This window comes from Variovorax nivicola (assembly GCF_051216475.1).
In the GTDB taxonomy this organism is placed as follows: domain Bacteria; phylum Pseudomonadota; class Gammaproteobacteria; order Burkholderiales; family Burkholderiaceae_C; genus Variovorax.
Map to the genome: position 1 here is coordinate 750,396 of NZ_JBPJZK010000002.1, position 25,317 is coordinate 775,712.

18 protein-coding genes are annotated in these 25,317 nt (G+C 64.1%); all 18 read left to right on the forward strand.

Annotated elements, in window-relative coordinates; translation table 11 throughout:
- Positions 1 to 11: 11 nt before the first annotated feature.
- Complete coding sequence (gene flgF / locus ACSFBF_RS12190) at positions 12 to 758, forward strand: flagellar basal-body rod protein FlgF (RefSeq protein ID WP_435467190.1); 747 nt, start codon at positions 12 to 14, stop codon at positions 756 to 758.
- Positions 759 to 812: 54 nt separating this feature from the next.
- On the forward strand, positions 813 to 1,595 hold the full coding sequence (gene flgG / locus ACSFBF_RS12195; RefSeq protein ID WP_093077317.1) for a flagellar basal-body rod protein FlgG: 783 nt from the start codon (positions 813 to 815) through the stop codon (positions 1,593 to 1,595).
- Positions 1,595 to 2,308: a flagellar basal body L-ring protein FlgH gene (locus ACSFBF_RS12200; protein WP_371127402.1), complete on the forward strand. Its 714-nt coding sequence runs from the start codon at positions 1,595 to 1,597 to the stop codon at positions 2,306 to 2,308. The genes flgG and ACSFBF_RS12200 overlap by 1 nt, the downstream gene beginning before the upstream one ends.
- Before the next feature lie 140 nt (positions 2,309 to 2,448).
- Complete coding sequence (locus tag ACSFBF_RS12205) at positions 2,449 to 3,519, forward strand: flagellar basal body P-ring protein FlgI (protein ID WP_435467192.1); 1,071 nt, start codon at positions 2,449 to 2,451, stop codon at positions 3,517 to 3,519.
- 10 nt (positions 3,520 to 3,529) lie between these two features.
- The gene (gene flgJ, locus ACSFBF_RS12210) at positions 3,530 to 4,504 is read left to right on the forward strand and encodes a flagellar assembly peptidoglycan hydrolase FlgJ (protein WP_435467194.1); all 975 of its coding nucleotides are present in this window, start codon (positions 3,530 to 3,532) and stop codon (positions 4,502 to 4,504) included.
- Between the two features lie 34 nt (positions 4,505 to 4,538).
- Entirely contained in the window at positions 4,539 to 5,012 is a 474-nt protein-coding gene (locus ACSFBF_RS12215; protein WP_435467196.1) for a chemotaxis protein CheW, read from the forward strand.
- A 64-nt stretch (positions 5,013 to 5,076) separates the two neighbouring features.
- Positions 5,077 to 6,642: a methyl-accepting chemotaxis protein gene (locus tag ACSFBF_RS12220; RefSeq protein WP_435467198.1), complete on the forward strand. Its 1,566-nt coding sequence runs from the start codon at positions 5,077 to 5,079 to the stop codon at positions 6,640 to 6,642.
- A 7-nt stretch (positions 6,643 to 6,649) separates the two neighbouring features.
- Complete coding sequence (locus ACSFBF_RS12225; RefSeq protein WP_435467200.1) at positions 6,650 to 6,931, forward strand: hypothetical protein; 282 nt, start codon at positions 6,650 to 6,652, stop codon at positions 6,929 to 6,931.
- An 18-nt stretch (positions 6,932 to 6,949) separates the two neighbouring features.
- The gene (locus ACSFBF_RS12230) at positions 6,950 to 8,668 is read left to right on the forward strand and encodes a methyl-accepting chemotaxis protein (RefSeq protein ID WP_435467202.1); all 1,719 of its coding nucleotides are present in this window, start codon (positions 6,950 to 6,952) and stop codon (positions 8,666 to 8,668) included.
- Between the two features lie 77 nt (positions 8,669 to 8,745).
- Complete coding sequence (locus ACSFBF_RS12235) at positions 8,746 to 9,270, forward strand: chemotaxis protein CheW (RefSeq protein WP_435467204.1); 525 nt, start codon at positions 8,746 to 8,748, stop codon at positions 9,268 to 9,270.
- A gap of 63 nt (positions 9,271 to 9,333) precedes the next feature.
- Entirely contained in the window at positions 9,334 to 11,001 is a 1,668-nt protein-coding gene (locus ACSFBF_RS12240; RefSeq protein ID WP_435467206.1) for a methyl-accepting chemotaxis protein, read from the forward strand.
- A gap of 77 nt (positions 11,002 to 11,078) precedes the next feature.
- Positions 11,079 to 13,016, forward strand: a complete 1,938-nt coding sequence (locus ACSFBF_RS12245; RefSeq protein ID WP_435467208.1) for a methyl-accepting chemotaxis protein — start codon at positions 11,079 to 11,081, stop codon at positions 13,014 to 13,016.
- Between the two features lie 6 nt (positions 13,017 to 13,022).
- Positions 13,023 to 14,738, forward strand: coding sequence for a methyl-accepting chemotaxis protein (locus tag ACSFBF_RS12250; protein ID WP_435467425.1), 1,716 nt, complete (start codon positions 13,023 to 13,025; stop codon positions 14,736 to 14,738).
- A gap of 19 nt (positions 14,739 to 14,757) precedes the next feature.
- Entirely contained in the window at positions 14,758 to 16,473 is a 1,716-nt protein-coding gene (locus tag ACSFBF_RS12255) for a methyl-accepting chemotaxis protein (RefSeq protein WP_435467210.1), read from the forward strand.
- 102 nt (positions 16,474 to 16,575) lie between these two features.
- Entirely contained in the window at positions 16,576 to 18,540 is a 1,965-nt protein-coding gene (gene flgK, locus ACSFBF_RS12260; protein WP_435467212.1) for a flagellar hook-associated protein FlgK, read from the forward strand.
- 38 nt (positions 18,541 to 18,578) lie between these two features.
- Positions 18,579 to 19,790, forward strand: a complete 1,212-nt coding sequence (gene flgL, locus ACSFBF_RS12265) for a flagellar hook-associated protein FlgL (protein WP_435467214.1) — start codon at positions 18,579 to 18,581, stop codon at positions 19,788 to 19,790.
- 1,006 nt (positions 19,791 to 20,796) lie between these two features.
- The gene (locus ACSFBF_RS12270; RefSeq protein WP_435467216.1) at positions 20,797 to 25,002 is read left to right on the forward strand and encodes an RHS repeat-associated core domain-containing protein; all 4,206 of its coding nucleotides are present in this window, start codon (positions 20,797 to 20,799) and stop codon (positions 25,000 to 25,002) included.
- Complete coding sequence (locus tag ACSFBF_RS12275) at positions 24,999 to 25,199, forward strand: hypothetical protein (RefSeq protein ID WP_435467218.1); 201 nt, start codon at positions 24,999 to 25,001, stop codon at positions 25,197 to 25,199. Before ACSFBF_RS12270 ends, ACSFBF_RS12275 begins: the two co-directional genes overlap by 4 nt.
- The last annotated feature ends 118 nt before the right edge of the window (positions 25,200 to 25,317 follow it).

A 25,317-nucleotide genomic window follows, 5' to 3' on the forward strand; every position in this document is an offset into this window, starting at 1 on the left:
AGGAGCACCCAGTGGATCGAATGTTGTATGTCGCCATGAGCGGCGCCAAGCAGGTCATGGAACAGCAGGCCTCGGTTGCCAACAACATGGCGAACGTCTCGACGCCGGGCTTCCGCGCGCAGATCGCCAACTTCCGCGCGGTGCCCGTGGTCGGCCAGGAGGCGCCCACGCGCGCCTTCGTGGCGGCCACCACGCCCGGCGCCGACTTCACCCACGGCCCGCTGACCGAAACCGGCCGCGAGCTCGACGTGGCCGTGAGCGGCGAGGGCTGGCTGGTGGTGCAGACGGCCGACGGCGGCGAGGCCTACACCCGCGTGGGCAACCTGCAGATCAGCGCCGACGGCCAGCTCACCACCATGGGCGGGCGCCCGGTGGTGGGCGACAACGGCGCGCTGACCGTGCCGCCCGGCTCCAGCGTGAGCATTGCCACCAACGGGCTGGTGGGTTCGCGCGACGCGGCCTCGACCACGCTCACGGGCATTGCCGAAGTCGGCCGCCTCAAGCTGGTCAACCCGCCGGTCGCCGATCTCGAACGCGGCGACGACGGCCTGTTCCGCATGCGCGCCGGCCAGCCGCCCGCCGAGGCCGACGAGGCCGTCACGCTGGTCACCGGCGTGGTCGAGGGCAGCAACGTCAATCCGGTCGAGGCCATGGTGGCAATGATCGCCAACGCACGCAGCTTCGAGATGCAGATGAAGTCGCTGCAGACCGCCGACACCAACGCGCAGGCCGCCAACAAGCTGCTGGCCTACGGCTAATCCGCCGATCCGTAGCCGCCCGCCCCGCAACACACCCGCAGGACTCCTCACAAAATGATTCGCTCCCTCTACATCGCCAAGACCGGCCTCGACGCGCAGCAGACGCAGCTCGACGTGGTTTCCAACAACCTCGCCAACGTCGGGACCACCGGCTTCAAGCGCAGCCGCGCCGTGTTCGAAGACCTGGTCTACCAGAACCTGCGCCAGGTCGGCGGCCAGTCGTCGGACCAGACCCGCCTGCCTTCGGGCCTGCAGGTCGGCACCGGCGTGCACGTGGTTGCTACCGAGCGCATCCACTCGCAGGGCAACCTCACCAAGACCGACAAGCCCACCGACGTGGCCATCAACGGCAGCGGCTTCTTCCAGGTGCTGATGCCCGACGGCACCACCTCGTACACGCGCGACGGCTCGTTCCAGACCGACCGCGACGGCCAGCTCGTCACCGCCAGCGGCTTCCCCGTGCAGCCGGCCATCACCATTCCGGCCAACGCCACCAGCATCACCGTGGGCCGCGACGGCATCGTCTCGGTGGTGCAAGCGGGCAGCACGAACACCGTGCAGGTCGGCCAGCTGCAGCTCGCGACTTTCGTCAACCCAACGGGCCTGCAGAGCAAGGGCGAGAACCTGTATGCCGAAACCGATGCCTCGGGCGCACCCAACCAGGTGAACCCCGGCATCGACGGCGCTGGCGTGCTGAGCCAAGGCTACGTCGAAGCCTCGAACGTGAACGTGGTGGAAGAGCTGGTCAACATGATCGCGACGCAGCGTTCGTACGAAATCAACAGCAAGGCGGTCCAGACTTCGGACCAGATGCTGCAGCGCCTGGCCCAGCTGTGATGTTGCGGGGTGTGCGTCTTCTTCGTGGGAGTGGCGCGGCCGCGAGGGCGCTGCTGCTTCTTGCCGCTGCGGTGCTGGCCACGGGCTGCGCGCAGATTCCGCGCGAGCCGCTGGTGCACCAGCCGATGACCGCGCGCGCCGACAACTACGCGGCAATGCAGCCGCGCCGCGCGCCCGGCGCAATCTTCCAGGACGGCCCTGGCGCCAATGCGCTGTTCGAAGACCGCCGCCCGCGCAACGTCGGCGACATCCTGACCATCGTCATCAGCGAGAAGGTCAACGCCACCAAGAATTCCGGCGCGAATGCGAGCCGCACGGGCAGCACGACGGGCGTGTTCTCCGCGATTCCGAAGCTCATTGGCGGCCTGCTCGACGGGCAGGGCACGAATCTCTCGGGCACCAACAAGCTCGACGCCAAGGGCGGAGCCAACGCCAACAACACCTTCAACGGCGTGATCACGGTCACGGTGACGGACGTGATGGGCAACGGCAACCTGCTGGTGAGCGGCGAAAAGCAGATGGGCATCAACCAGGGCACGGAGTACATCCGCTTCTCCGGCGTGGTGAACCCGCGCACCGTCTCGGGCAACAACACAGTGCCATCGACGCTGGTGGCTGACGCGCGCATCGAGTACTCGGCCAAAGGCTACATCGACGAGGCGCAGACCATGGGATGGATGCAGCGCATCTTCCTCAACGTCATGCCATTTTGAATATGAAAAACCCCCAGGCTTCGCGCACTTCGTGTCGCTACTCCTCCCCCCTTGCAGGGGGCAACGCCTGCGGCCCGGCGAAGCCGGTTCCGCGGCATTCCCCGAACGTTCGGGCTCGCTTGCGCATCGCCGCGATTGGGATGGTGGCGTCTTTGTTTTTTGCGCCTGTGCATGCGGAGCGGCTGAAGGAGCTGGCGAGCATTCAGGGGGTGCGGGACAACCCGTTGATCGGCTACGGGCTGATGGTGGGGCTCGACGGCACTGGCGACCAGACGATGCAGACGCCGTTCACCACGCAGAGCCTGAACAACATGCTGCAGCAGCTGGGCATCACGATCCCTCAGGGCGTGAACATGCAGCTGAAGAACGTGGCGGCGGTGATGGTCACGGCCACGCTGCCTTCGTTTGCGCGGCCGGGGCAGAACATCGACGTGACGGTGTCTTCGATGGGCAATGCGAAGAGTCTGCGCGGGGGCACGCTGCTGATGACGCCGTTGAAGGGTGTCGATGGCGCGACCTATGCAGTGGCGCAGGGGAACATGGTGGTCGGCGGTGCGGGTGCCGCGGCCAACGGGAGCAAGGTGCAGGTCAACCAGCTGAGCTCGGGGCGCATTCCCGCCGGGGCGCTGGTGGAGCGCACGGTGGAAGCACCGGTGGGCGCGGAAGGCACGTTCTCCATCGAGCTCAACCGGTCGGACTTCGGCACCACGCAGCGCGCGGTCGATGCAATCAACCGGCAGTTCGGGTCGGGCACGGCGGAGGCGGTCGATGCGCGGTCGATTCGCGTGCGTGCGCCGGAGCCGCAGCAGCGCGTGGGTTTTCTCGCGCGGCTCGAAGATATTGAAGTGACGCCTACGCAAGCCGGGGCACGGGTGGTGGTCAATGCGCGTACCGGGTCGGTGGTGATGAACCAGGCCGTTCGCGTGAAGGACTGCGCCGTTGCGCACGGTAACCTGTCGGTGGTCATCAACACCGAGCCGGTCATCAGCCAGCCGGGGGCGCTCTCGGGCGGCAGCACGGTGGTGGCGCAGACCTCGCAGATATCGGTGAACCAGGGCGGCGGCGCGATCCAGATGGTGCGCGGTGGCGCATCGCTGTCGGACGTGGTCAAGGGCCTCAACAGCCTGGGTGCGAATCCGCAGGACCTGGTGTCCATCCTCCAGGCCATGAAGTCGGCCGGTGCATTGAGCGCCGAGCTGGAAATCATCTGAGGCCGGTGCGATGACCGTATCCGCCACCGACCGCAGCGGCGCGCTCGACCAACGTTTTGCTCTCGACGTGCAGGGCGTCGATGCCCTGCGCCGCACCGTGCGCGCCTCGCCTGAAGAAGGCCTGCAGCAGGTCTCGCGGCAGTTCGAGGCGCTGTTCATGAACATGGTGCTCAAGAGCATGCGCGAGGCAACGCCCTCCAGTGGCCTCTTCGAAAGCCAGGACCAGAAGGTTTATCTCTCGATGTTCGACCAGCAGCTCACGCAGAACCTTTCGGGGCGCGGCGTAGGGCTGGCCGAGGCCATGCTCGCGCAGCTGCGGCGCAGCATGCCGTCAGGCACGCCTGATGCGGATGCCGACGCCGAGATCGGCACCAAGCCCATGTCGCTCGAACCGCGTGGCGGTTTGCCGTACGGTCCGCGCGCAGGCATTCCCATTGGCTCGGCGCCGACTGCCCGCGTGGGTGCCGATCTCAGCGTCTATCAATTCAACAGCGAGCGCCGCGCACCCGGTGCTGGTGCGAATGCATCGCTGCAAGGCCAGGTCGACGATTTCGTGGGCCGCATGGGTGCTTCCGCGCAGGCCGCCAGCACGGCCAGCGGTGTGCCCGCACCGCTCATCCTCGCGCAGGCCGCGCTCGAATCCGGCTGGGGCAAGCGAGAGATTCGTGCCGACGACGGCACGCAGAGCTTCAACCTGTTCGGCATCAAGGCAGACCGAAGCTGGAAGGGCGCAACGGTCGAGACCACCACCACCGAATACGTCGACGGCGAGCCGCAGAAGGTGCGCGCCAAGTTCCGCGCCTACGGCTCGTACGAAGAAGCCTTCACCGACTACGCACGCTTCATTACCCGCAACCCGCGCTACGCAAACGTGCTGGCCACCGACGACCCGACCGAGGCCGCGCACGGCCTGCAGCGCGCGGGCTACGCCACCGATCCGCGCTACGGCGAGAAGCTCGTTCGCATCATGCAGAAATTCGGCTGAGCCGCGCTCGCGCCCACCACATCAAGGAACTCCCATGACAGACAACCTGGCAAGCAACCGTCTTGAGGTCGTGACCTTCAAGCTCGGCGAAGAGGAATACGGCATAGACATCCAGAAGGTGCAGGAGCTGCGCGGCTACGACGCGGTGACGCGCATTGCGAATGCACCGGAATACATCAAGGGCGTGGTGAACCTGCGCGGAATCATCGTGCCGATCATCGACATGCGCATCAAGTTCAAGCTGGGCGACCCGACGTATGACCAGTTCACGGTGGTGATCGTGCTGAACATCGGCGGGCGCGTGGTGGGCATGGTGGTGGACAGCGTGTCGGACGTGATCACGCTCACAGGCGACCAGATCAAGCCAGCGCCGGAGATGGGCTCGGTGCTGGATGCCGACTACCTGATCGGGCTGGGCACGCTGGAAGAGCGGATGCTGATCCTGGTGGACATCGACCGGCTGATGTCCAGCGACGAGATGGGTCTCGTCGAAAAGATCGCCGCCTGACGGCCGGGCGCGCACGCCAACGCCAATCAGAACAACGACACAGAGATCCCGCGAGGAGACGCACATGAAAGACTGGAAGATCGGACGGCGCCTGGGTGCCGGCTTTGCACTGGTGCTGGCGCTGGTGGTCATCACCGCGGCCATCGGTGTGCTGCGCCTGCAGGGCGTGGGCGATGCGACGGAGAGCCTGGCCGCGCATTCGCTGGCCAAGGAGCGGCTGGCAGCCGCCTGGCAGCTGGGCACCAACACCAACAGCGTTCGCACCTTCTCCCTGCTCAAGAGTAACGACGCGGCTGTGCAGGAATATCTGCAGAAGAACATCACGGCCACCAGCGCCGTCATCACCGAAACGCAGAAGAAGCTCGAGGCCATGCTGGAGTCGCCGGAAGAGCTGGCGCTGAGTGCCGACATCAAGAAGAAGCGCGGCGACTACGTCGAGCTGCGCAACCAGATCCTCAAGCTCAAGGCCGACGGCCGCAAGGAAGAGGCCGCGAAGCTGACCGACACGCAGCTGCTGCCTGCGCTCGACGGCTACGACGCGAGCATCCGTGCCATGGTGGGCCACCAGCAGAAGGAGATCGACAAGACCGCTGCCGGCATCGGCACGCAATACCGGTCGGGCCGGGCTTGGCTCGTCGGGCTGGCTGCTTTCGCGGTCGTTGCCGGATCGGTGATTGCGTGGCTGCTGACGCGCAGCATCGTGCAGCCCATCGCCGAGGCGCTGCTGATCGCCGAGACCGTGGCCTCGGGCGACCTGAGCCAGGAATTCGAGACCGAGCGCGGAGGCGACTTCGGCCGGCTGCTGCGCGGCATGGGCGAGATGGAAGACACGCTCACCGATCTGGTGACGCGCATCAAGGCCTCGACTGATTCGATCGCGGTGGCCTCGCGGCAGATTGCGGCGGGCAATCAGGATCTGTCTTCGCGTACTGAAGAGCAGGCTAGTTCGCTGGAGCAGACGGCCGCTTCGATGGAAGAGTTGACTTCGACGGTGAAGCAGAACGCCGACAACGCGCGGCAAGCGAACCAGCTTGCGGTCTCCGCTTCGGAAGTTGCAGTGAAGGGCGGCAGCGTCGTCTCGCAAGTGGTCGACACCATGAGCTCGATCAATGCGTCGTCGAAGAAGATCGTCGACATCATTGGCGTGATCGACGGCATCGCCTTCCAGACAAACATCCTCGCGCTGAACGCAGCGGTCGAAGCCGCCCGCGCTGGCGAGCAGGGCAAGGGCTTTGCCGTTGTCGCGTCCGAAGTGCGAAACCTGGCGCAGCGTTCGGCAGCAGCGGCCAAGGAAATCAAGACGCTCATCAGCGACTCGGTCGAAAAGGTCGAGGCCGGCAGCAAGCAAGTTGGTGAAGCCGGCCGCACGATGCAGGAAATCGTGGGCAGCGTGCGCCGCGTGACCGACATCATGGGCGAGATCACCGCCGCGAGCCAAGAGCAGACCTCAGGCATCGAGCAGATCAACCAGGCCATCACGCAGATGGACCAGGTCACGCAGCAGAACGCCACGCTGGTCGAAGAGGCTTCGGCAGCCGCTCAATCGTTGCAGGAGCAGGCCGACAACCTCGTGCGCGCCGTGAGCACTTTCAAGCTCGACGCTGACGTCGAAGAAGTAGAGACGGTCTGAAGCACCCATGCGCACACGTCTCAGCCCCAGGCTTGCCCTGCGCCTCGGCGTGGGCTTCGCCATTCTGTTGCTCTTGCTGGCCGTCTCGCTGAGCCTCGGCTTCAAGGCTGGCGCCGGCTACGAATGGGCGCGCCTGACGGTGTGCGCATTGGGCGTGGCCGCATTGCTCACCAGCGGTGTCGTCGTATGGCTCGTCACGAGTTCGGTCACCCGTTCGACCCACGACGCCGCGAAGGTCTCCGACCGGCTCGACAGAGTCTTCCAGCACGTCAATGCCCAGGATTCCTGAAAACAAGCTCCCCACCCCATGAACTCATTCATCAATCTCAAGATCGGCACGCGTCTTGGCGCGGGCTTTGCCACCGTGCTCCTGCTGCTGGCCGGCATCGCCGGCCTTGGCCTCACTGCGATGTCCGACATCCAGTCGCGGCTGAACGGCATCGTCAACGGCAACAACGTCAAGGTGGCCTCGATCAACAAGATGCTGGACGCGGTCCGCGACATCGCCATCCTCGACGGCAATCTGATCCTGCTGTCCGAAGACGCTGCCATGCGCGAAGAGTCGAAGAAGGTCGCCGCCGCGCGTGACCGCTTCACCGAAAGCCGTGCCGTGCTGGTCAAGATGATGATCACGCCAGCGGGCAAGGCTCTGCTCGCGAGCGTGGACGAGAAAGTGGCCGTGCTCGTGCCGCTGAGCGCCCAGCTCTCCGAATTCGCATTGCAGAACAAGAACGAGGAAGCGACGGCAGTTTTCATCTCGAAGTTCCAGCCGGCCGCGCGGGCGCTGCTGGCAGAGCTCGACGCCTTGGGCGTGCACGAAAACAAGCTGTCGCTGAAGGCCAACGAGGAAGCCGGCGCGGGCTACGCATGGTCGCGCAACCTGATGCTGGCGCTGGGCAGCCTTGCGGTTCTGCTCGGTGCCGCCATTGCATGGCTCATCACGCGTTCGATCACCCGGCCGATCGGCGAAGCCGTGCAAGTGGCCGAGAAGGTGGCGGCGGGCGACATCAGCTCGCGCATCGAGGTGCAGTCGAAGGACGAGACCGGCCGGCTGATGCTCGCGCTCAAGGAGATGAACGAGAGCCTGGTGAAGATCGTGGGCGAAGTGCGCACGGGCACGGACACGATTGCGACGGCTTCGAACCAGATTGCCTCAGGGAATCAGGATCTGTCTTCACGTACCGAAGAGCAGGCGAGTTCGCTGGAGCAGACGGCTGCTTCGATGGAGGAACTGACCAGCACCGTCAAACAGAATGCAGATAACGCGCGGCAGGCGAACCAGCTGGCTGTGTCTGCCTCCGAGGTTGCGGTGAAGGGCGGCAGTGTTGTCTCCCAGGTAGTCGACACGATGGGTTCGATCAATGCATCGTCCAAGAAGATCGTCGACATCATCGGCGTGATCGACGGCATTGCCTTCCAGACAAACATCCTCGCGCTGAACGCGGCGGTGGAAGCGGCACGCGCCGGTGAACAAGGCCGTGGCTTTGCAGTCGTCGCATCCGAAGTGCGCAGCCTTGCACAGCGCTCGGCTGCTGCAGCCAAGGAAATCAAGACCCTGATTGGCGACTCGGTCGAGAAGGTCGAAGAAGGCAGCAAGCAGGTGGAAGAGGCCGGCCGCACGATGGACGAGATCGTAGGCAGCGTGAAGCGCGTGACGGACATCATGGGTGAGATCACCGCCGCGAGCCAGGAACAAACGTCAGGCATCGAACAGATCAACCAGGCCATCACGCAGATGGACCAGGTCACGCAACAGAACGCTGCACTGGTCGAAGAGGCTTCGGCCGCCGCCCAATCGCTGCAGGAGCAGGCCAGCAGCCTCGTGCGCGCTGTGAGCGTCTTCAAGCTCGACGCCAACGCCGTGGCTACCGTGCGCCCCAGCTTCACGCGCATCACGCCGATCCCCAAGCCAGCCAAGCCCGCACCGAAGCGCCCGGCCAAGGCCTTGCCTACCCGACGCGAACCTGCAGCAGCGCCACAACTCGCCATGGCCGGTAATGCCAAGGGCGATTGGACCGAATTTTGAGAAAAAAGGACTCAAGTTCAGCGATCCGATGCCGATAACAGGATGAACCCGTTCCCTGTTATCGAAGGAAGAGAGCAATGAGTCTGAACAAGGCAAGAGATCCACTGCAACAAGCCACCTCGGCTTCGCCTGCGTCCGCCGGCGTGAACCGTCTTGAGGTCGTGACCTTCAAGCTCGGCGAAGAGGAATACGGCATAGACATCCAGAAGGTGCAGGAGCTGCGCGGCTACGACGCGGTGACGCGCATCGCCAATGCACCGGAATACATCAAGGGCGTGGTGAACCTGCGCGGGATCATCGTTCCGATCATCGACATGCGCATCAAGTTCAAGCTGGGCGACCCGACGTACGACCAGTTCACGGTGGTGATCGTGCTGAACATCGCAGGGCGCGTGGTGGGCATGGTGGTGGACAGCGTGTCGGACGTGATCACGCTCACAGGCGACCAGATCAAGCCTGCGCCGGAGATGGGCTCGGTGCTGGACGCCGACTACCTGATCGGGCTGGGCACGCTGGAAGAGCGGATGCTGATCCTGGTGGACATCGACCGGCTGATGTCCAGTGAAGAAATGGGCCTCGTCGAAGCTGCCGCAACCACCTGACCCTTGCGCCATGGCCGCACGGCCTGGTTCGGTTCCACAACCTCACATTTCAACGCCTGCACCATGAAATTCCTCTCCAACCTCCGCATCGGCAACCGGCTGGCCATGGCCTTCGCCATCGTCCTGGGCCTGACCATCATCTCGACCGCCATCGCGCTGGTCTCCGCGCGCAGCAACGCGGAAGCCACCCGGGTCATGATGCAGAGCCCGCTCGCGAAGGAGCGGCTCATCTCCGACTGGTATGTGCTCATCTACTCGGCCATCGCCCGCACCTCGATGATCGCCCGCACGACCGACGAGGCCCTACCGGTCGTTTTTGCCGACGTGATCTCCGACAGCGTGAAGAAGGGCAGCGAGACCATGGCGAAGATCGAGAAGCTGCTGGTGACGGACGAGGAAAAGGCGACGTACAAGTCCATCGTCGAACTGCGCGCGAAGTACCAGGCCGCCAAGGACGAAGTGAGCAAGGCCAAGGCCAGCGGCAATGCGGTGGACACCGAGCGCGCCTTCAAGGAATTGTTCCAGCCGGCCGCCAAGGCCTATGAAACCCGCGTATTCGAACTGCTGTCGATGGAACGCAAGGCCATCGACGACATGAGCCAGGCCATCGACGCGGCGAACACGCGCAGCTTCAACCTGCAATTGCTACTGACGGTGCTGACGGTGGTCAGCGGCGGCATCTTCGCGTTCTTCATCTCGCGCAGCATCGTGCGCCCGCTGGCGCAGGCCGTGCAGGTGGCCGAGACGGTGGCCTCGGGCGATTTGAGCGCGCACATCGAGGTGGAAAGCCGCGATGAGGCGGGGCAGCTCATGCAGGCGCTGAAGAACATGAATGCCAACCTGGCAAAGGTTGTCGGCGAGGTGCGCACGGGCACAGAGACGATCGCGACGGCTTCGGGGCAGATTGCTTCGGGGAATCAGGATCTGTCTTCGCGCACGGAAGAGCAGGCCAGCTCGCTGGAGCAGACGGCGGCTTCGATGGAAGAGCTGACCTCGACGGTGAAGCAGAACGCGGATAACGCGCGGCAGGCAAACCAGTTGGCTGTTTCTGCTTCGGAAGTTGCAGTGAAGGGCGGCAGTGTTGTCTCCCAAGTGGTCGACACGATGGGCTCGATCAATGCATCGTCCAAGAAGATCGTCGACATCATCGGCGTGATCGATGGCATTGCCTTCCAGACCAACATCCTCGCGCTGAACGCGGCGGTGGAAGCGGCACGCGCCGGCGAACAAGGCCGTGGCTTCGCAGTGGTGGCTTCGGAAGTCCGCAGCCTCGCACAACGCTCTGCCGCAGCCGCCAAGGAAATCAAGACCCTGATCGGCGACTCGGTCGAAAAGGTCGAAGAGGGCAGCAAGCAGGTTGCAGAGGCTGGCCGCACGATGGACGAAATCGTCGGCAGTGTCCGCCGCGTGACGGACATCATGGGCGAGATCACAGCAGCGAGCCAGGAGCAAACCTCCGGCATCGAGCAGATCAACCAGGCCATCACGCAGATGGACCAGGTCACGCAGCAGAACGCCGCACTGGTCGAAGAGGCTTCGGCCGCAGCTCAATCACTGCAAGAGCAAGCCGGCGCCCTCGTGCAGGCCGTCAGCATCTTCAAGCTCGGCGAAGGCCAGCAGGCTGCGCCCCGCGCGCAGGCCAGGACGCAGCCGGCTGCGCGCATCAAGCCATCGTTGCCAGCGACGCCGCAGCTCGCGGTGGCCGGTGCCGGCGACTGGCGCGAGTTCTGAGCCATAGGTCCTCTGTAGTTATGAAAACTGCGAACCCCGCGAGGCGTGATCCCGCCTTCGTCTCCCTGGCTCGCACCATGACCCTCGGCACCGTCGCGGGCATGCTCCTGGTGGTAACGCTGGTGCTGGCAGTCTTCTACGCGCTGGCTTCCTCGCAGCAGCAGCGCAGCGCCGCGCAGTACGCCAACGCCAAGGCAGAGGCCATCGCCCGCTCGCTGGACATCTTCGACCAGACCATGCGCCTCACGGCGGAGAACGCTTTCGGCGTCTTCCGGCGCCAGTTTGCGTCCAGCCTCGTTCTCGACGGGGCGGCGCAAGGAACATTGACCAGCGACGGCACGCCCATCGACGCCGCGCGCATCGCGGAGGTGGATGCCTTCGCGCGCGATTTCCCCGGCGCCAACGCCACGGTGTTCGTGGCGCAGGGCGAAGATTTCCGCCGCGTCACCACCTCGGTGAAGAAGGAGAGCGGCGAGCGGGCCGTCGGCACGCTGCTGGACCGCAAGAGCGGAGCCTATCCGGTGCTGCGCGAGGGCAAGCGCTTCGTGGGCCGCGTCATGCTGTTCGGGCGCCCGTACATGACGGTCTATGAGCCGGTGCGCGATGCGGCCGGCCGCGTCGTCGCGGTGCTCTACATCGGGCTGGACATCTCCCGGCAGCAGGCTTCCTTCGGCGAAGCCGTGGGCAAGACGCGAATCTTCGAGACCGGTGGGCTCTACATCGTCAACCCCAGCGGCGGCGCTGATGCGGCGACGCTGGTCTTTCATCCGGTGGCGGCCGGCAAGAAGCTGAGCGAGCTTCTGCCGGGCGACGAATCGGCCGCCTGGCTGTCGCGGATCTCGGCTCCGGATGCGATGTGGATCGACGACGCGCGGGCGGTGCTTGCGTCAGCGAACGGGCAGCGGCGCTATGCCTCGGTGGCCAGGAGCGAAGCGACTGGCTGGCTGGTGGTAGCCGAGCTTCCCGCTTCGGAGGTGCTCGCCGGGCTCTATCACCAGATGGCCTGGATCGGCGCCTGCATTGCGCTGGCGGCTCTGGTATTGGGGGCGGCGTTGATCGTCTTCATCCGCCGCACCGTGCGGCCACTGGGCTTGCTGAGCGAGCATGTGCAGGCGCTGGGCCAAGGTGACCTGTCGAAGCAACTGGCCTCGGACCGCCGCGACGAGATGGGCGTGATCACCCGCGCCGTGGAGAGCATGCGAGAAAACCTGGCCGGCGTGGTGGGCGGCGTGCGCGAGGGCACCGATGCCATCGCCACCGCCTCGGGCCAGATCTCGGCCGGCAACCAGAACCTTTCGACGCGCACCGAGGAACAGGCGAGCTCGCTGCAGCAGACCGCTGCGTCGATGGAGGAGCTCACCAGCACCGTCAAGCAGAACGCAGACAACGCGCGGCAGGCCAACCAACTGGCGCTGTCGGCCTCCGAGGTGGCGCTCAAGGGCGGCGATGTGGTCAGCCAGGTGGTGGACACCATGGCCTCGATCCATGCCTCGTCGAAGAAGATCGTGGACATCACCGGCGTGATCGATGGCATCGCCTTCCAGACCAACATCCTGGCGCTCAACGCCGCGGTGGAAGCCGCGCGTGCGGGCGAGCAGGGCAGGGGCTTCGCCGTGGTGGCCGCCGAAGTGCGCAACCTCGCGCAGCGCTCCGCTGCCGCGGCCAAGGAAATCAAGGGCCTGATCGACGACTCCGTCGGCAAGGTCGGCGCAGGCACTGCCCTTGTGGGCGAGGCCGGAAGAACCATGGAAGAGATCGTAGGCAGCGTGAAGCGGGTGACCGACATCATCGGAGAGATCAGCGCTGCGAGCCACGAGCAGACATCAGGCATCGAACAGATCAACCAGGCCATCACGCAGATGGACGAGGTCACGCAGCAGAACGCGGCGCTGGTCGAGGAAGCCTCGGCCGCAGCCCAGTCGCTGCAGGAACAGGCCGGCAGCCTCGTGCAGGCCGTCAGCATCTTCAAGCTCGGCGAAGGCCGGCAACACACGGTATTGGCCTTTACGGCCTGAAAAATGATCAAGTCTTTCTACAACCTCAAGATTGCGACCAAGCTGCTTGTGTCGTTCATCGCCGTCCTTGTGCTGACGGCCTGCCTCGGCGTGATTTCTGTAGTGCAGCTCGGCAAGGTCCATCAGATGTCCACGGACCTCTCGACCAACTGGCTGCCGGCCACGCGCTCGCTGCTGGAGCTGAAGACCCTGGTGGCGGGCTACCGCGCCCAGGAGCTGGCGCACGCCCTGTCGGGCTCGTTCACCGAGATGGCCGAATACGAGAAGGCGATGGACGCCTCGTGGGCGGTGCTGCAGAAAAAGCGCACCGAATACGCGGCGCTCATCTCGGAGCCCGAAGAGCGCGAGATCTACCCGGTGTTCGAGAAGCTGCTGGCGCAGTACGCGCTCGAGCACAACAAGATCGTCGCCATTTCGCAAACGCAGGACACCGACCAGGCGAGCAACATGATCCGCGGCAAGTCGCAGCAGCTGAGCCGTGAAATGAACGAGACGCTGGACAAGCTGACGCAGGTGAACCTGGCGGGCGCCCTTCGCGCGGGCCAGACGGCCGATGCGGTGCACGGGCGAGCCAGGCTCTGGGTGTTTGGCCTGCTGCTGGGCAGCATGGCGCTCGGCCTGGGGCTGGCGCTGTGGATTGCACGCATCGTCGCGCGGCCACTGGCCGAAGCCGTGAAGGTGGCGCAGTCGGTGGCCGCGGGCGACCTGACCAGCCGAATCGAGGCGCGGACGACGGACGAAACCGGGCAACTGCTCGAGGCCCTGAAGGGCATGAACGACAGCCTCGTGAAGATCGTCAGTGAAGTGCGCACGGGGACCGACACCATTGCCACGGCTTCGAGCCAGATTGCTTCGGGGAATCAGGATCTGTCTTCGCGTACCGAAGAGCAGGCCAGTTCGCTGGAGCAGACGGCGGCTTCAATGGAAGAGCTGACTTCGACGGTGAAGCAGAACGCGGATAACGCACGGCAGGCGAACCAGCTGGCTGTGTCTGCCTCGGAAGTTGCGGTGAAGGGCGGCAGCGTCGTGTCGCAGGTGGTCGACACGATGGGTTCGATCAATGCGTCGTCGAAAAAGATCGTCGACATCATCGGCGTGATCGACGGCATTGCGTTCCAGACCAACATCCTCGCCTTGAACGCAGCGGTCGAAGCGGCCCGTGCAGGCGAGCAGGGCCGTGGCTTTGCAGTGGTGGCCTCGGAAGTGCGCAGCCTCGCACAACGCTCCGCTGCTGCAGCCAAGGAAATCAAGACCCTGATCGGCGACTCGGTCGAAAAGGTCGAAGAGGGCAGCAAGCAGGTTGCAGAGGCTGGCCGCACGATGGACGAAATCGTCGGCAGTGTCCGCCGCGTGACGGACATCATGGGCGAGATCACAGCAGCGAGCCAGGAGCAAACCTCCGGCATCGAGCAGATCAACCAGGCCATCACGCAGATGGACCAGGTCACGCAACAGAACGCCGCACTCGTCGAAGAGGCTTCAGCAGCAGCCCAGTCGCTGCAAGAGCAGGCCGGCAGCCTCGTGCAGTCCGTCAGCATCTTCAAGCTCGGCGCGGGCGCCACGGCCGAGCGCACCGGCTTCACCCGCATCACGCCGATTCCGAAACCCGCCAAACCCACGCCGAAGCGTCCCGCCAAGGCCTTGCCCACCCGCCGCGAATCCTCCGCCGCCCCACAGCTTTCCATGGCTGGGGATGCGAAGGGCGACTGGACGGAATTCTGAGTCCGAAGGAGCAAACCAAATGAATCTGAAGAACCTGAAAATCGGCACCCGACTGGGCCTCGGCTTCGCGGTCGTGCTGCTCCTGATGCTGGTCATCGCCGCCACCGGCGTGATGCGCCTTGCGAGCGTGGGCAAGGCCACGGAAGACGTGATGCAGAACGCGCTGGTCAAGGAGCGACTGGCCAACCAGTGGTCCAACCTGCTCGGGCCGGCCATTGCGAACTCGTTCGCGATGGCCAAGGCGAACGACCCCAAGGTGGTCGCGTACTTCGAGAAGGCGCGGGCCGACAAGTCGGCGCTGATCAACCCGGTGCAGAAGAAGCTCGAAGAGCTGTTGACCTCCCCGGAAGAAAAGAAGCTGTATGCCGGCGTGGCCGATCCGCGCGCGCAGGTGCTGGTGATCATCGGGAAGATCAACAAGCTCAAGGCCGAGGGCAAGAACGAAGAGGCCATGGAGATGGCCGACACCCAGTTTGCGGCCGCGCTGACCGTCTACGAGGAAGCCGTGGCCAAGCTCGCGGCATACCAGCGCGACCGCATCGACGCACTGGCGCAAGGCATCGAGGTCGCCCATTCGACCGGCGAGACCACGCTGATGGTGCTGTCGGGCATCGCGCTGGTGCTGGGTGCATTGTTTGCATGGCGCCTGACGCTGGGCATCGTGCGCCCGCTGGGGCATGCGGTGGTGGTGGCCGAGACGGTGGCTGCCGGTGACCTGAGCACGCACATCGAGGTGGAAAGCCGCGATGAGACGGGGCAGCTGATGCATGCGCTGCGCGAGATGAACGCGAGCCTGGCGAAGGTGGTTGGTGAGGTGCGCACGGGCACGGAGACGATTGCGACGGCTTCGGGGCAGATTGCTTCGGGGAACCAGGATCTGTCTTCGCGCACCGAAGAGCAGGCGAGCTCGCTGGAGCAGACGGCTGCTTCGATGGAAGAGCTGACCTCGACGGTGAAGCAGAACGCGGACAACGCGCGTCAGGCGAACCAACTGGCAGTCTCTGCTTCGGAAGTGGCCGTGAAGGGCGGCAGCGTTGTCTCCCAGGTGGTCGACACGATGGGTTCGATCAATGCGTCGTCCAAGAAGATCGTCGACATCATCGGTGTGATCGACGGCATCGCCTTCCAGACAAACATCCTCGCGCTGAACGCGGCAGTCGAAGCCGCACGTGCTGGTGAACAAGGCCGTGGCTTTGCCGTGGTGGCATCGGAAGTCCGCAGCCTCGCACAACGCTCGGCCGCAGCAGCCAAAGAAATCAAGACGCTGATCGGCGACTCGGTCGAGAAGGTCGAAGAGGGCAGCAAGCAGGTCGCAGAGGCTGGCCGTACGATGGAAGAGATCGTCGGCAGCGTGAAGCGCGTGACGGACATCATGGGCGAGATCACCGCTGCTAGCCAGGAACAAACGTCAGGCATCGAACAGATCAACCAGGCCATCACGCAGATGGACCAGGTCACGCAGCAGAACGCCGCTCTCGTCGAAGAAGCCTCAGCAGCCGCCCAGTCGCTGCAAGAGCAAGCCGGCAGCCTCGTGCACGCAGTCAGCGTCTTCAAGCTCGACGCCAACGCAGTCGCGAACACGCGCCCCGGCTTTACGCGCATCACGCCGATTCCGAAGCCCGCCAAGCCTGCACCGAAGCGCCCCGCCAAGGCCTTGCCTACCCGCCGCGGACCCGCAGCAGCCCCCCAACTCGCCATGGCCAACGACGCCAAGGGCGACTGGACCGAGTTCTGACCCGATCGACCCTCAACTTTCGGCCGGCGCTGCCGATATAGACCCAGAGGCATCCAGGCGATGCCACCCCATTTCACACACCTCATCGACAGGTAAAGCCATATGTCCGGAAGTTTGTTCTACACGGGTCTGAGCGGCCTCGGCGTTGCACGCACCGCGCTGATGACCACGGCCCACAACACAGCCAACGTGTACACCGCCGGCTACAGCCGCCAGGTGGCCGAGATCGCGACCGGCGGCGCCACCGGCACCGGCTCGGGCTTCATCGGCTCGGGCGCCAACGTCACGACCGTCTCGCGCAGCTACGACCGCTACCTGACGGCGCAGCTTTCCATTGCGCAGTCGGCCTCGGCCGCGCTTGCCACCAACAGCACGCAGATCAACCGCATCGACACCCTGCTTGCCGACAAGACATCGGGCATCGCGCCGCTGATGCAGAGCTTTTTCACCAGCGTGCAGGGCGTGGCCAACACACCGGCCGACCCGGCCGCGCGCCAGCAGATGATCAGCTCGGCGCAGGCGCTGGCCAGCAAGTTCCGCGCGACCGACCAGTACCTGTCGGACCTGAACTCCTCCGTCAACGAGCAGATCGTCGGCAGCGTGGACCAGATCAACACCTACGCCAGCAAGATCGCCAGCCTCAACCAGCAGATCAGCCAGATCAGCGCCATGGCCGGTGGCCAGCCGCCCAACGACCTGCTCGACCAGCGCGACCAGCTCGTGAGCGACCTGAGCCAGGTGGTCGACGTGAAGGTGCTGCAGCAGGACAACGGCAAGTACAACGTGTTCATCGCCACCGGCCAGTCTTTGGTGACGGGCGACTACGCCTCCACCATGGCCGCGGTGAACTCCGCCGCCGACCCGTCGCGCAAGGCCGTGGCTCTGCAGGGCTTTGCAGGCAACACGACCGAGCTGTCCGATGGCGTCATCACCGGTGGTGTGTTGGGCGGGCTCATGAGCTTTCGCCGCGACACGCTCATTCCCACGCAGAACGCCATCGGCCGGCTCGCCATGTCCGTGGCCGACCAGGTGAACGCGCAGCACAAGCTGGGCGTGGACCTGAACGGTGCGCTGGGCCAGGACTTCTTCACGCAGGCCGTGCCGGGCGTGCTCTCCAACGCCAAGAACACGGGCAACCTCGAGCTCACCGGCACGCTCTCGAACGCGTCGCAACTCACGACCAGCGACTACAACGTGAGCGTTACCGACGTGGCCGGCACGCTGACCTACTCGGTCACCCGCCTGTCGGACAAGCAGTCGATGGGCAGCTTCACCACCTTCCCGATTACGTTCGACGGCGTGAGCCTCACCGCCGCCAGCGGCACCGCGCAGGCTGGCGACTCGTTCCTGGTGCAGCCCACGCGCACCGGTGCGCGCGACCTCGACGTGTTGACGCTCGACCCCGCCAAGGTGGCCGCCGCATCGCCCATCGTCACCGGCAACACCGCCGGCAACAAGGGCACCGGCGCGCTGGGCGCAGCCACGGTGGATGCGAGCTACCCCGCAACGCCGCTGGGCGGCGCCGTCACGCTGAGCTACGACGCCACCACAGGCAACCTCACGGGCTTTCCGGCCACCTCGGCCGTGACCGTCACGCTGGCCGATGGCACCAGCACCAGCTACGCGGCCGGCACGCCCGTGCCCTACACCGCCGGCGCGAAGATGAGCTTCGACGGCGTCACCGTTGCCATGACCGGCGCGCCCGCACAGGGCGACACCTTCACCATCGGCAAGAACACCTCGGGCGTGTCCGACGGCAGCAACGCGCTGCTGCTGGGCGCGCTGCAGCGCAAGACCACCATGGCCGGCGGCACGGCCACCTTCAACGGCGCCTACTCGCAGATCGTGAGCGAGGTCGGCAACCGCGCCATGGCCGTGAAGGTGGCGGGCACCACGCAAGACAGCGTTACCAGCCAGATCAAGGCCAGCCAGCAGGCCATCTCCGGTGTGAACCAGGACGAAGAAACCGCCAACCTGCTGATGTTCCAGCAGATGTACCAGGCCAATGCGAAGGTGATCCAGACCGCCTCGACCATCTTCGACACCATCCTCGGCATCGGCAGCTGAGCCTGCCCAACGTCCAGCAGATCCAACAAGGCAAAGCGATGCGCATCAGCACCCAATCCTTCTACGAACAGAACGTACTGGCCATGGGCCAGCAGCAGCAGAAACTGTTCAGGGTCCAGCAGCAGCTGGCTACCAACTCGAAGTTCCTCACGGCCGGCGACGACCCGGTGGGCGCGGCACGCGCGCTTGGCGTCAGCCAGACGCTGTCGGAAATCTCGCAGTACGCCACCAGCCGCCAGCGCGCGTCGCGCTCGCTCTCCACCGAAGAGAACGCGCTCAACTCGGTGACCTCGATCCTGCAGAACATCAAGGCCCTCACCGTGCAGGCCGGCAACGGCACGCTGTCGGACGCCGACCGCGCCTCGCTCGCCACCACCATCCAGAGCAGCTACGACCAGCTGGTGGGCATCGCCAACTCCGACGACGGCAACGGCCAGTACCTGTTCGCGGGCTTCAAGAGCGGCTCCCCGCCCTTCGTGGCCACGGCCAGCGGCGGCGTGCAGTACGTGGGCGACCAGGGCCAGCGGCTGATGCAGGTCGACGTGGCGCGCCAGATGTCCACATCGGACGACGGCCGCAGCGTCTTCCAGTCGGTGCAGGGCGGCGCGGGCTATGTGGCGTCGGGCGCCGCAGGCAACACCGGCACCGGCGTGTTCGGCTCTGTCAGCGTGACCGACGCCACCGCGGCGAACTACGGCAAGGACTTCACCATCACCTTCACCGCCACCGACTACACGGTGACGACCAAGGACACCCCGCCAGTGGTGGCAGCCACCGGCCCGATCGCGGCGGACACGCCCATCAACTTCGGCGGCGTGCAGATCAAGATTACCGGCACGCCGGCGGCTGGCGACAGCTTCGACGTGTCTACTGCGAAGAACGCTGGCACTGATGTGTTTGCTGCGATTGGCGAACTGGTGAGTGCGCTGCGCACGCCGCTGAGCGGCGGCGGTGCGGCTGCGCAGGCGAAGCTGCAGAACGCGCTGGCCACAGCCAATGTGAAGGTGACGAACGCGCACGACAACGTGCTGACCGTGCTGTCGTCGGTGGGCTCAAGGCAGAGCGAGATCGATGCGCTGGACTCGGGTGGTGGGGATCGGAAGCTGCAGGAGGAGTCTTATCTGTCTTCCATTGAAGACCTGGATCCGTATAGCGCGATTGCGGAGTTCTATCAGCGGCAGTCTTCGTTGCAGGCTACGCAGATGACGTTTGCTAAGTTGAATAGCATTTCGTTGTTTAACTATTTGTAGTGGGAGGCGGGGTGGCGTGCCTGGCGGCGGTCTGATCCCGAAGAGGTCGATTCGACTCTGACCCCGAATGTGTTGGAGATTCATCGTCGAGATCTATCTCTGTGTAACTCCGTCGCTTCGCTCCTTCACCCTGCTGGCGCAGACGACCTTGGTCTAGACCTTAGGCTAGACCAAAAAGTGGAAATGGTCTCATCACCTTGGGATGCATGGCGCCTCGCGCCGCTATGCCAACGCCTCTTGGAACATCGGCGCCGATCGCCATGACCATACGGACAGGATTTTGGCGACACGGTCGCTTGCCTGTGAGCAGTCGCTCATCGACAACAGCAAGCCTTGGCTACTGCGTACTTTCCCATTCAGCGCATCAACTAAACCCGTCGTGCCATCGATCTGTCGTTGTCTGCATGTGGCCTTTCAGCTAGCCTGAAACAACTTGTACGGAGCGCGCTGCGTTGCAGTGCGCGTCACCTGAGGGGTGATTGATCGTTCAAAAAATAGTGATCATCACGGCCATCGGCCATTGATGCTCGGGCGCACCAACAAGGAAAACGAGGGAGAGTGTGCAATGCGGGTATTGAAGACGCTGCGGCGCCTCGATCAGCTAGTTTCGCTGGTCAAAAGGACAGTCGCGAAGGCACCACTCATTGGAGTCATCTCCCGAGGACGACGGCTGAATGAGATTGCCATCCCTCGCGAATTCGCGAGCCGCACTACTTATGTTTGTCAACTGGCGGCCATAGTCTTGGCCTTTTGGTGCAGCAGTGCTCAAGCGGATTTTCCTGTTCCTATCTTGGGTTATCGAATTTCTCAGGATGGTGCTGTTGGCCCCATCTTGGCAACGAAGCAGCAAGCGTGTGCTGACGATTTTGCGCAGAATTTAGCGAACACTCGTGCCCGTGCTGTCGGGTGGGTCTCTGGCGAAGCGCGCTGGGATACGTCTGAATGCCGCGTTTGGGTAGTCCATCCTGCATACGCTCCCACCGGGATGTTCAATGGATGGCTATCCATGCAGGCCGTGACGAACGGCTGTCCCGCAAACAGCACCGCTGTAACTGGTGGCTGCAAGTGCAAAGACGGCGCTCAAGAGGATGGCTCTCAAACGTCCTGCCTTCCGGCTGCTCCTCAGCCTACAGCAAGCCAGTCTTGCAAGATTCCGGACGGTGCTAGCACTCGCAATCCCATTCTTCCTGCGACTGCAGAGAAATATAGATCCGAGACCGACTGGTCCGACCCCGGACCTGAAGCCTTGTCCTTCACGCGTACCTACCGCAGCAATTGGGCGAGCGATTCGACCAGGGCTAGCAACCCACTTGGCCAAGTCTGGTCGCACAACTTCAGCGCCAAGCTGGTCGCCACGCCCAGCACGGCCCCCGTGGCTGTGGCCATCACCACTGGCGAAGGTTATGTGCGGACCTTTGGCAAGGCTGCAGGCACCACCACCTGGAGCGCCAGCAACAGCGCCGATACGTTGACGCAACTGCCCTCCGGTGCTTGGAGCTACCACCGCGCCGACGACGACACCACCTTCAACTTCGACGGCTCCGGCAAGCTGCAGACCGAAGCGAAGCGCAACGGCTGGGTCACCGCGTACACCTACAACGGCGCTGGCCAACTGGCTTCCGTCACGAACGGCTTCGGGCGTACCCTCGCGTTTGCGTACAACGGCGCAGGCCAACTGACCAGCGTCACGACACCGGATGGACGTTTCATCGCGTACGCCTACGACACTGCTGGTCGCCTGTCCTCGGTCCTGTACCCCGACGGCAAGGGCCGCAATTTCGTCTACGAGAACACCTCGATCCCCCAAGGCCTGACAGGCATCTTCGATGAAGCTGGCGTTCGCTGGGGCACGTTCGCATACGACAGCGCCGGCCGTGCGATCAGCACTCAGCTCGCAGGAACCGTCGAGAGCTATCAGGTCAGCTATCCATCGGCAGGTCTCGCAACGGTGCTCGACCCCCTGGGTACGAGCCGCAGCTACAGCTACAGCACAACCAAGGGCAAACTCGCTATCACATCGGGCTCACGGCCCTCGGGCGAAGGCAATGGTGATGCCGCCAGCCGTGTACAAGATGCCAATGGTTTGATTGCCAGCGAAATTGACTTCAACGGCATCGTCACCACCACGACCTGGGACAGCACTCGCCGACTGCCCACCACCGTGATCCAAGCTTCAGGCACCCCCGATGCCCAGACGGTGACCACTCAGTGGCATCCCACGTTCAGCCTCCCCGTACTGATCACAGAGTCCGGCCGTACTACCGCGTACACCTACGACGCCTTGGGCAACACTCTGTCGAAGACCATCACAGACACAGCCACCAACAAAGCCCAACTCTGGCAGCGGACCTACAACACATCGCAGTTGGTCGACACAGCGACAGAGCCCAACGGCGCAGCCACGAGCTACACCTACGACACCCGAGGCAACGTCCTCACATCGAAGAATGCGCTGGGCCACGTCACCAGCTACACCTACGACACCGCCAATCGCGTCGTCAGTACCACTGCCCCCAACAGCCTCGTCACCACCTACACCTACGACTTGCGAGATCGCTTGCTGACCCAGACCGTCGGCGGCCAAACCACTACCCTCACCTACAAGCCCTACGGCACCGTCGAAACCATCACGCTGCCCACTGGCCTCGTGCTGACCTACACCTACGACGCGGCCCACCGCCTCACAGGCTGGGGCAACAACCGAGGCGAATCGGGCTCCTACACCCTCGATGGCATGGGCAACCGCACTGCCGAGCAGATCAAGGACAGCGCCGGCAACGTGGCGTGGAACGCAGCTCGCACAATCAACAACATCAACCGTCTCAGCGCCAAGACCGAAGGCCCGAACCAGACCAGCACCTTCGCCTACGACGTCAACGGCGAACTGACCCGCATCACCAATGGCCTGAGCCAGCACACCAACTACGGCCTCGATGGCCTGCGCCGCATCAAGACCGTGACCGATGCGACCAACACGACAGCCACTCTCAAATACAACGCCCTCGACGCCGTCACCGAAGCCAAGGACTTCAAGGGCGTGGCCACTGCCTATACCCGCGACGCCCAAGGGAACGCGACGGTCGAGAGCAGCACTGATGTCGGCACCGCCAGCACCCAGTACGACAACCTCGGCCTGCCCAGCCAGATCACCGATGCGTTGGGCCAAGCGACAACCATCACCCGCGATGCCTTGGGTCGTCCGACAAGCCTGGTCTTCGCCGACGGCAAGACCACCACCCTGCGCTACGACCTCACGGCCAACAGCAAGGGGTACCTCTCCGAGATCATCGACCGCAGCGGCACCACCGAGTACACCCGCGACACCTTCGGCCGCGTCACCCTCAAGAAGCAGACCCTGATCAATGGAAGCATCCAGCAGGTCAGCTACGCCTACAACCCCAACGGCGCGCTCGCGAGCATCGGCTACCCCAACGGCGGAACCCTGTCCCATGTCTACGACGCCACCGGCCGTCTCACGGGCCTGAACTGGAACGGCAACCCGCTGGTCACCGGCCTCGCCTGGAACCCGCTGGGCCAGCCCACGGCGTGGAGCTGGGCGTTCGCGAGCCCGTCCATCGCAGCCAGCCGCAGCTACGACACCGCAGGCCGCCTGACCGCCACCGAGTTCAGCAGCTACGCCTACGACGCAGCCGGGCGCATCACCAGCCTGACGCAGAACCTCTACCAGCCCGGCGACACCGACCCGACCCACAGCACCATCGCCAATGCCAACGTCACCTGGAGCGTGGGCTACAGCGCGGTGGGGCGCATCGTGAGTTTCAACGCCGCGGGCAACACCGCAGGCTTCGGCTACGACGCCAACGGCAACCGCAGCAGCACCACCCGGGCGCTCAATGGCACGAGCACCAGTCGCACCTACACGGTGGGCTCGGCGAGCAACCAGCTCACGGGCTTCACCCAGACCATCAACGGCGCGAGCAGCACGAGCGTCACCTACGGCTACAACGCCAACGGCGACCTGCTCACGGATGGCCTGCGCAGCTACACCTACGACGCCGAAGGGCGGCTTGCCGCGGCGACGACGGGTGCGACCGATGTCAGCCCGACCACGCGCTATGCGCACAACGCGCTGGGGCAGCGGGTGTTCAAGACCGAGCCGCTGTACCCGCCCAGCCAGGGCGATGAAGCCGACCCGGGCTTCATGCAGAGCCTGATCGCGTTCTTCACGAAGCTGTGGAGCCCGAGCACCACGCAGGCCGAGCAACTGGGCTACGCCTACGTGTACGACGAGCAGGGCACGCTGATTGCGGAGGTGGGCAGCGGGGGCACGAACAGTGCGGGGCAGAGCCAGTACGTCTACCTGCCGACGGGCAATGGGCCGATGCCGATTGCGGCGGTGATCAATGGCACCACCTACGCGATCCACAGCGATCACCTGAACACCCCGAGGAAGTTGACCAATGTAGACGGGCAGGCGGTCTGGCAGTGGGGCTACAGCGCGTTCGGGGAAGACAAGCCCACGACAGCAAAGAACCGCTTTGCCAACCTCGACACAGCGCCGAACCCGGGCACCACAAGCATCTCCGAGGTGAAGTTCAACCTGAGGTATCCGGGGCAGTATGCGGATGAGGAGTCGGGGCTGTTCTACAACTACTTCCGCAGCTACGACAGTAGAACGGGGCGGTACAGCCAGCCTGATCCGATCGGGCTCGATGGAGGGTGGAATCGATTTGGATATGTAGATGGAAATCCATTGGCACTGACCGATCCGCTTGGATTGTGGGCCTTGGGTGACCCGCTGCCGCAGGGGCTGGTTGACTACTCCTCGGGCTTTGGCTCCTACTTTGGCGGATTGGCTAATGCTGGCAAGCACATGTACAGGCGAGCAGGATTTGATGGTGAATGCATGCAACAGCGAGCGACTGAGGACGAGGAGATTTTTGGAGCGGCCTTACTGGCACTCGCCGATCCCGCAGTAGCCAAAAAGGCATTCAAAGGCGCCAAAGATTGGGCGTCGAATCACAAGGCCTATCTCTCCGGCCGTTTTTCTGCTGGGGGTGCGACAGGCACCATCACGAGAACAGGACCTTATGGAGGGATATCGCTCGGACTCGTTGCAGGGATGGGCGATGCGCTCAACAACATTGACCGTGGTGCTGACAATCCAGAAGCTGTGTTGCGAGGTATTCTGGGGGACAAGATGCCTCACCTACCTGAAGTTCCACGTACAAGATGCGGATGTTCAAAATGAAGTTCAGCACACCACGTCGCCGGAATCCATTTGATAACCCGTTGATTGCCTTCGTCACGCATATTGCGGCTTTGGGTATCGCGTGCGCGGCGGGTTACTTCTCTTTGCGCGAAGGGACATGGGTGCCTTTGATTGCGGGTCTGGGCTTCGTCACGCTGATGGAAGCCGCCTGGCTCTACTACCGACTGAGGCGATAGAGCACAGCGATCACCTTAATGTGTTGGGCTGCTGCTGGTTTAGTGGGCACCGACCTAAGCTTCTTGGGCTTTCTCGAACCGTATCGGAATGATGTAGCTGAGCATCGACAGTCTTGAA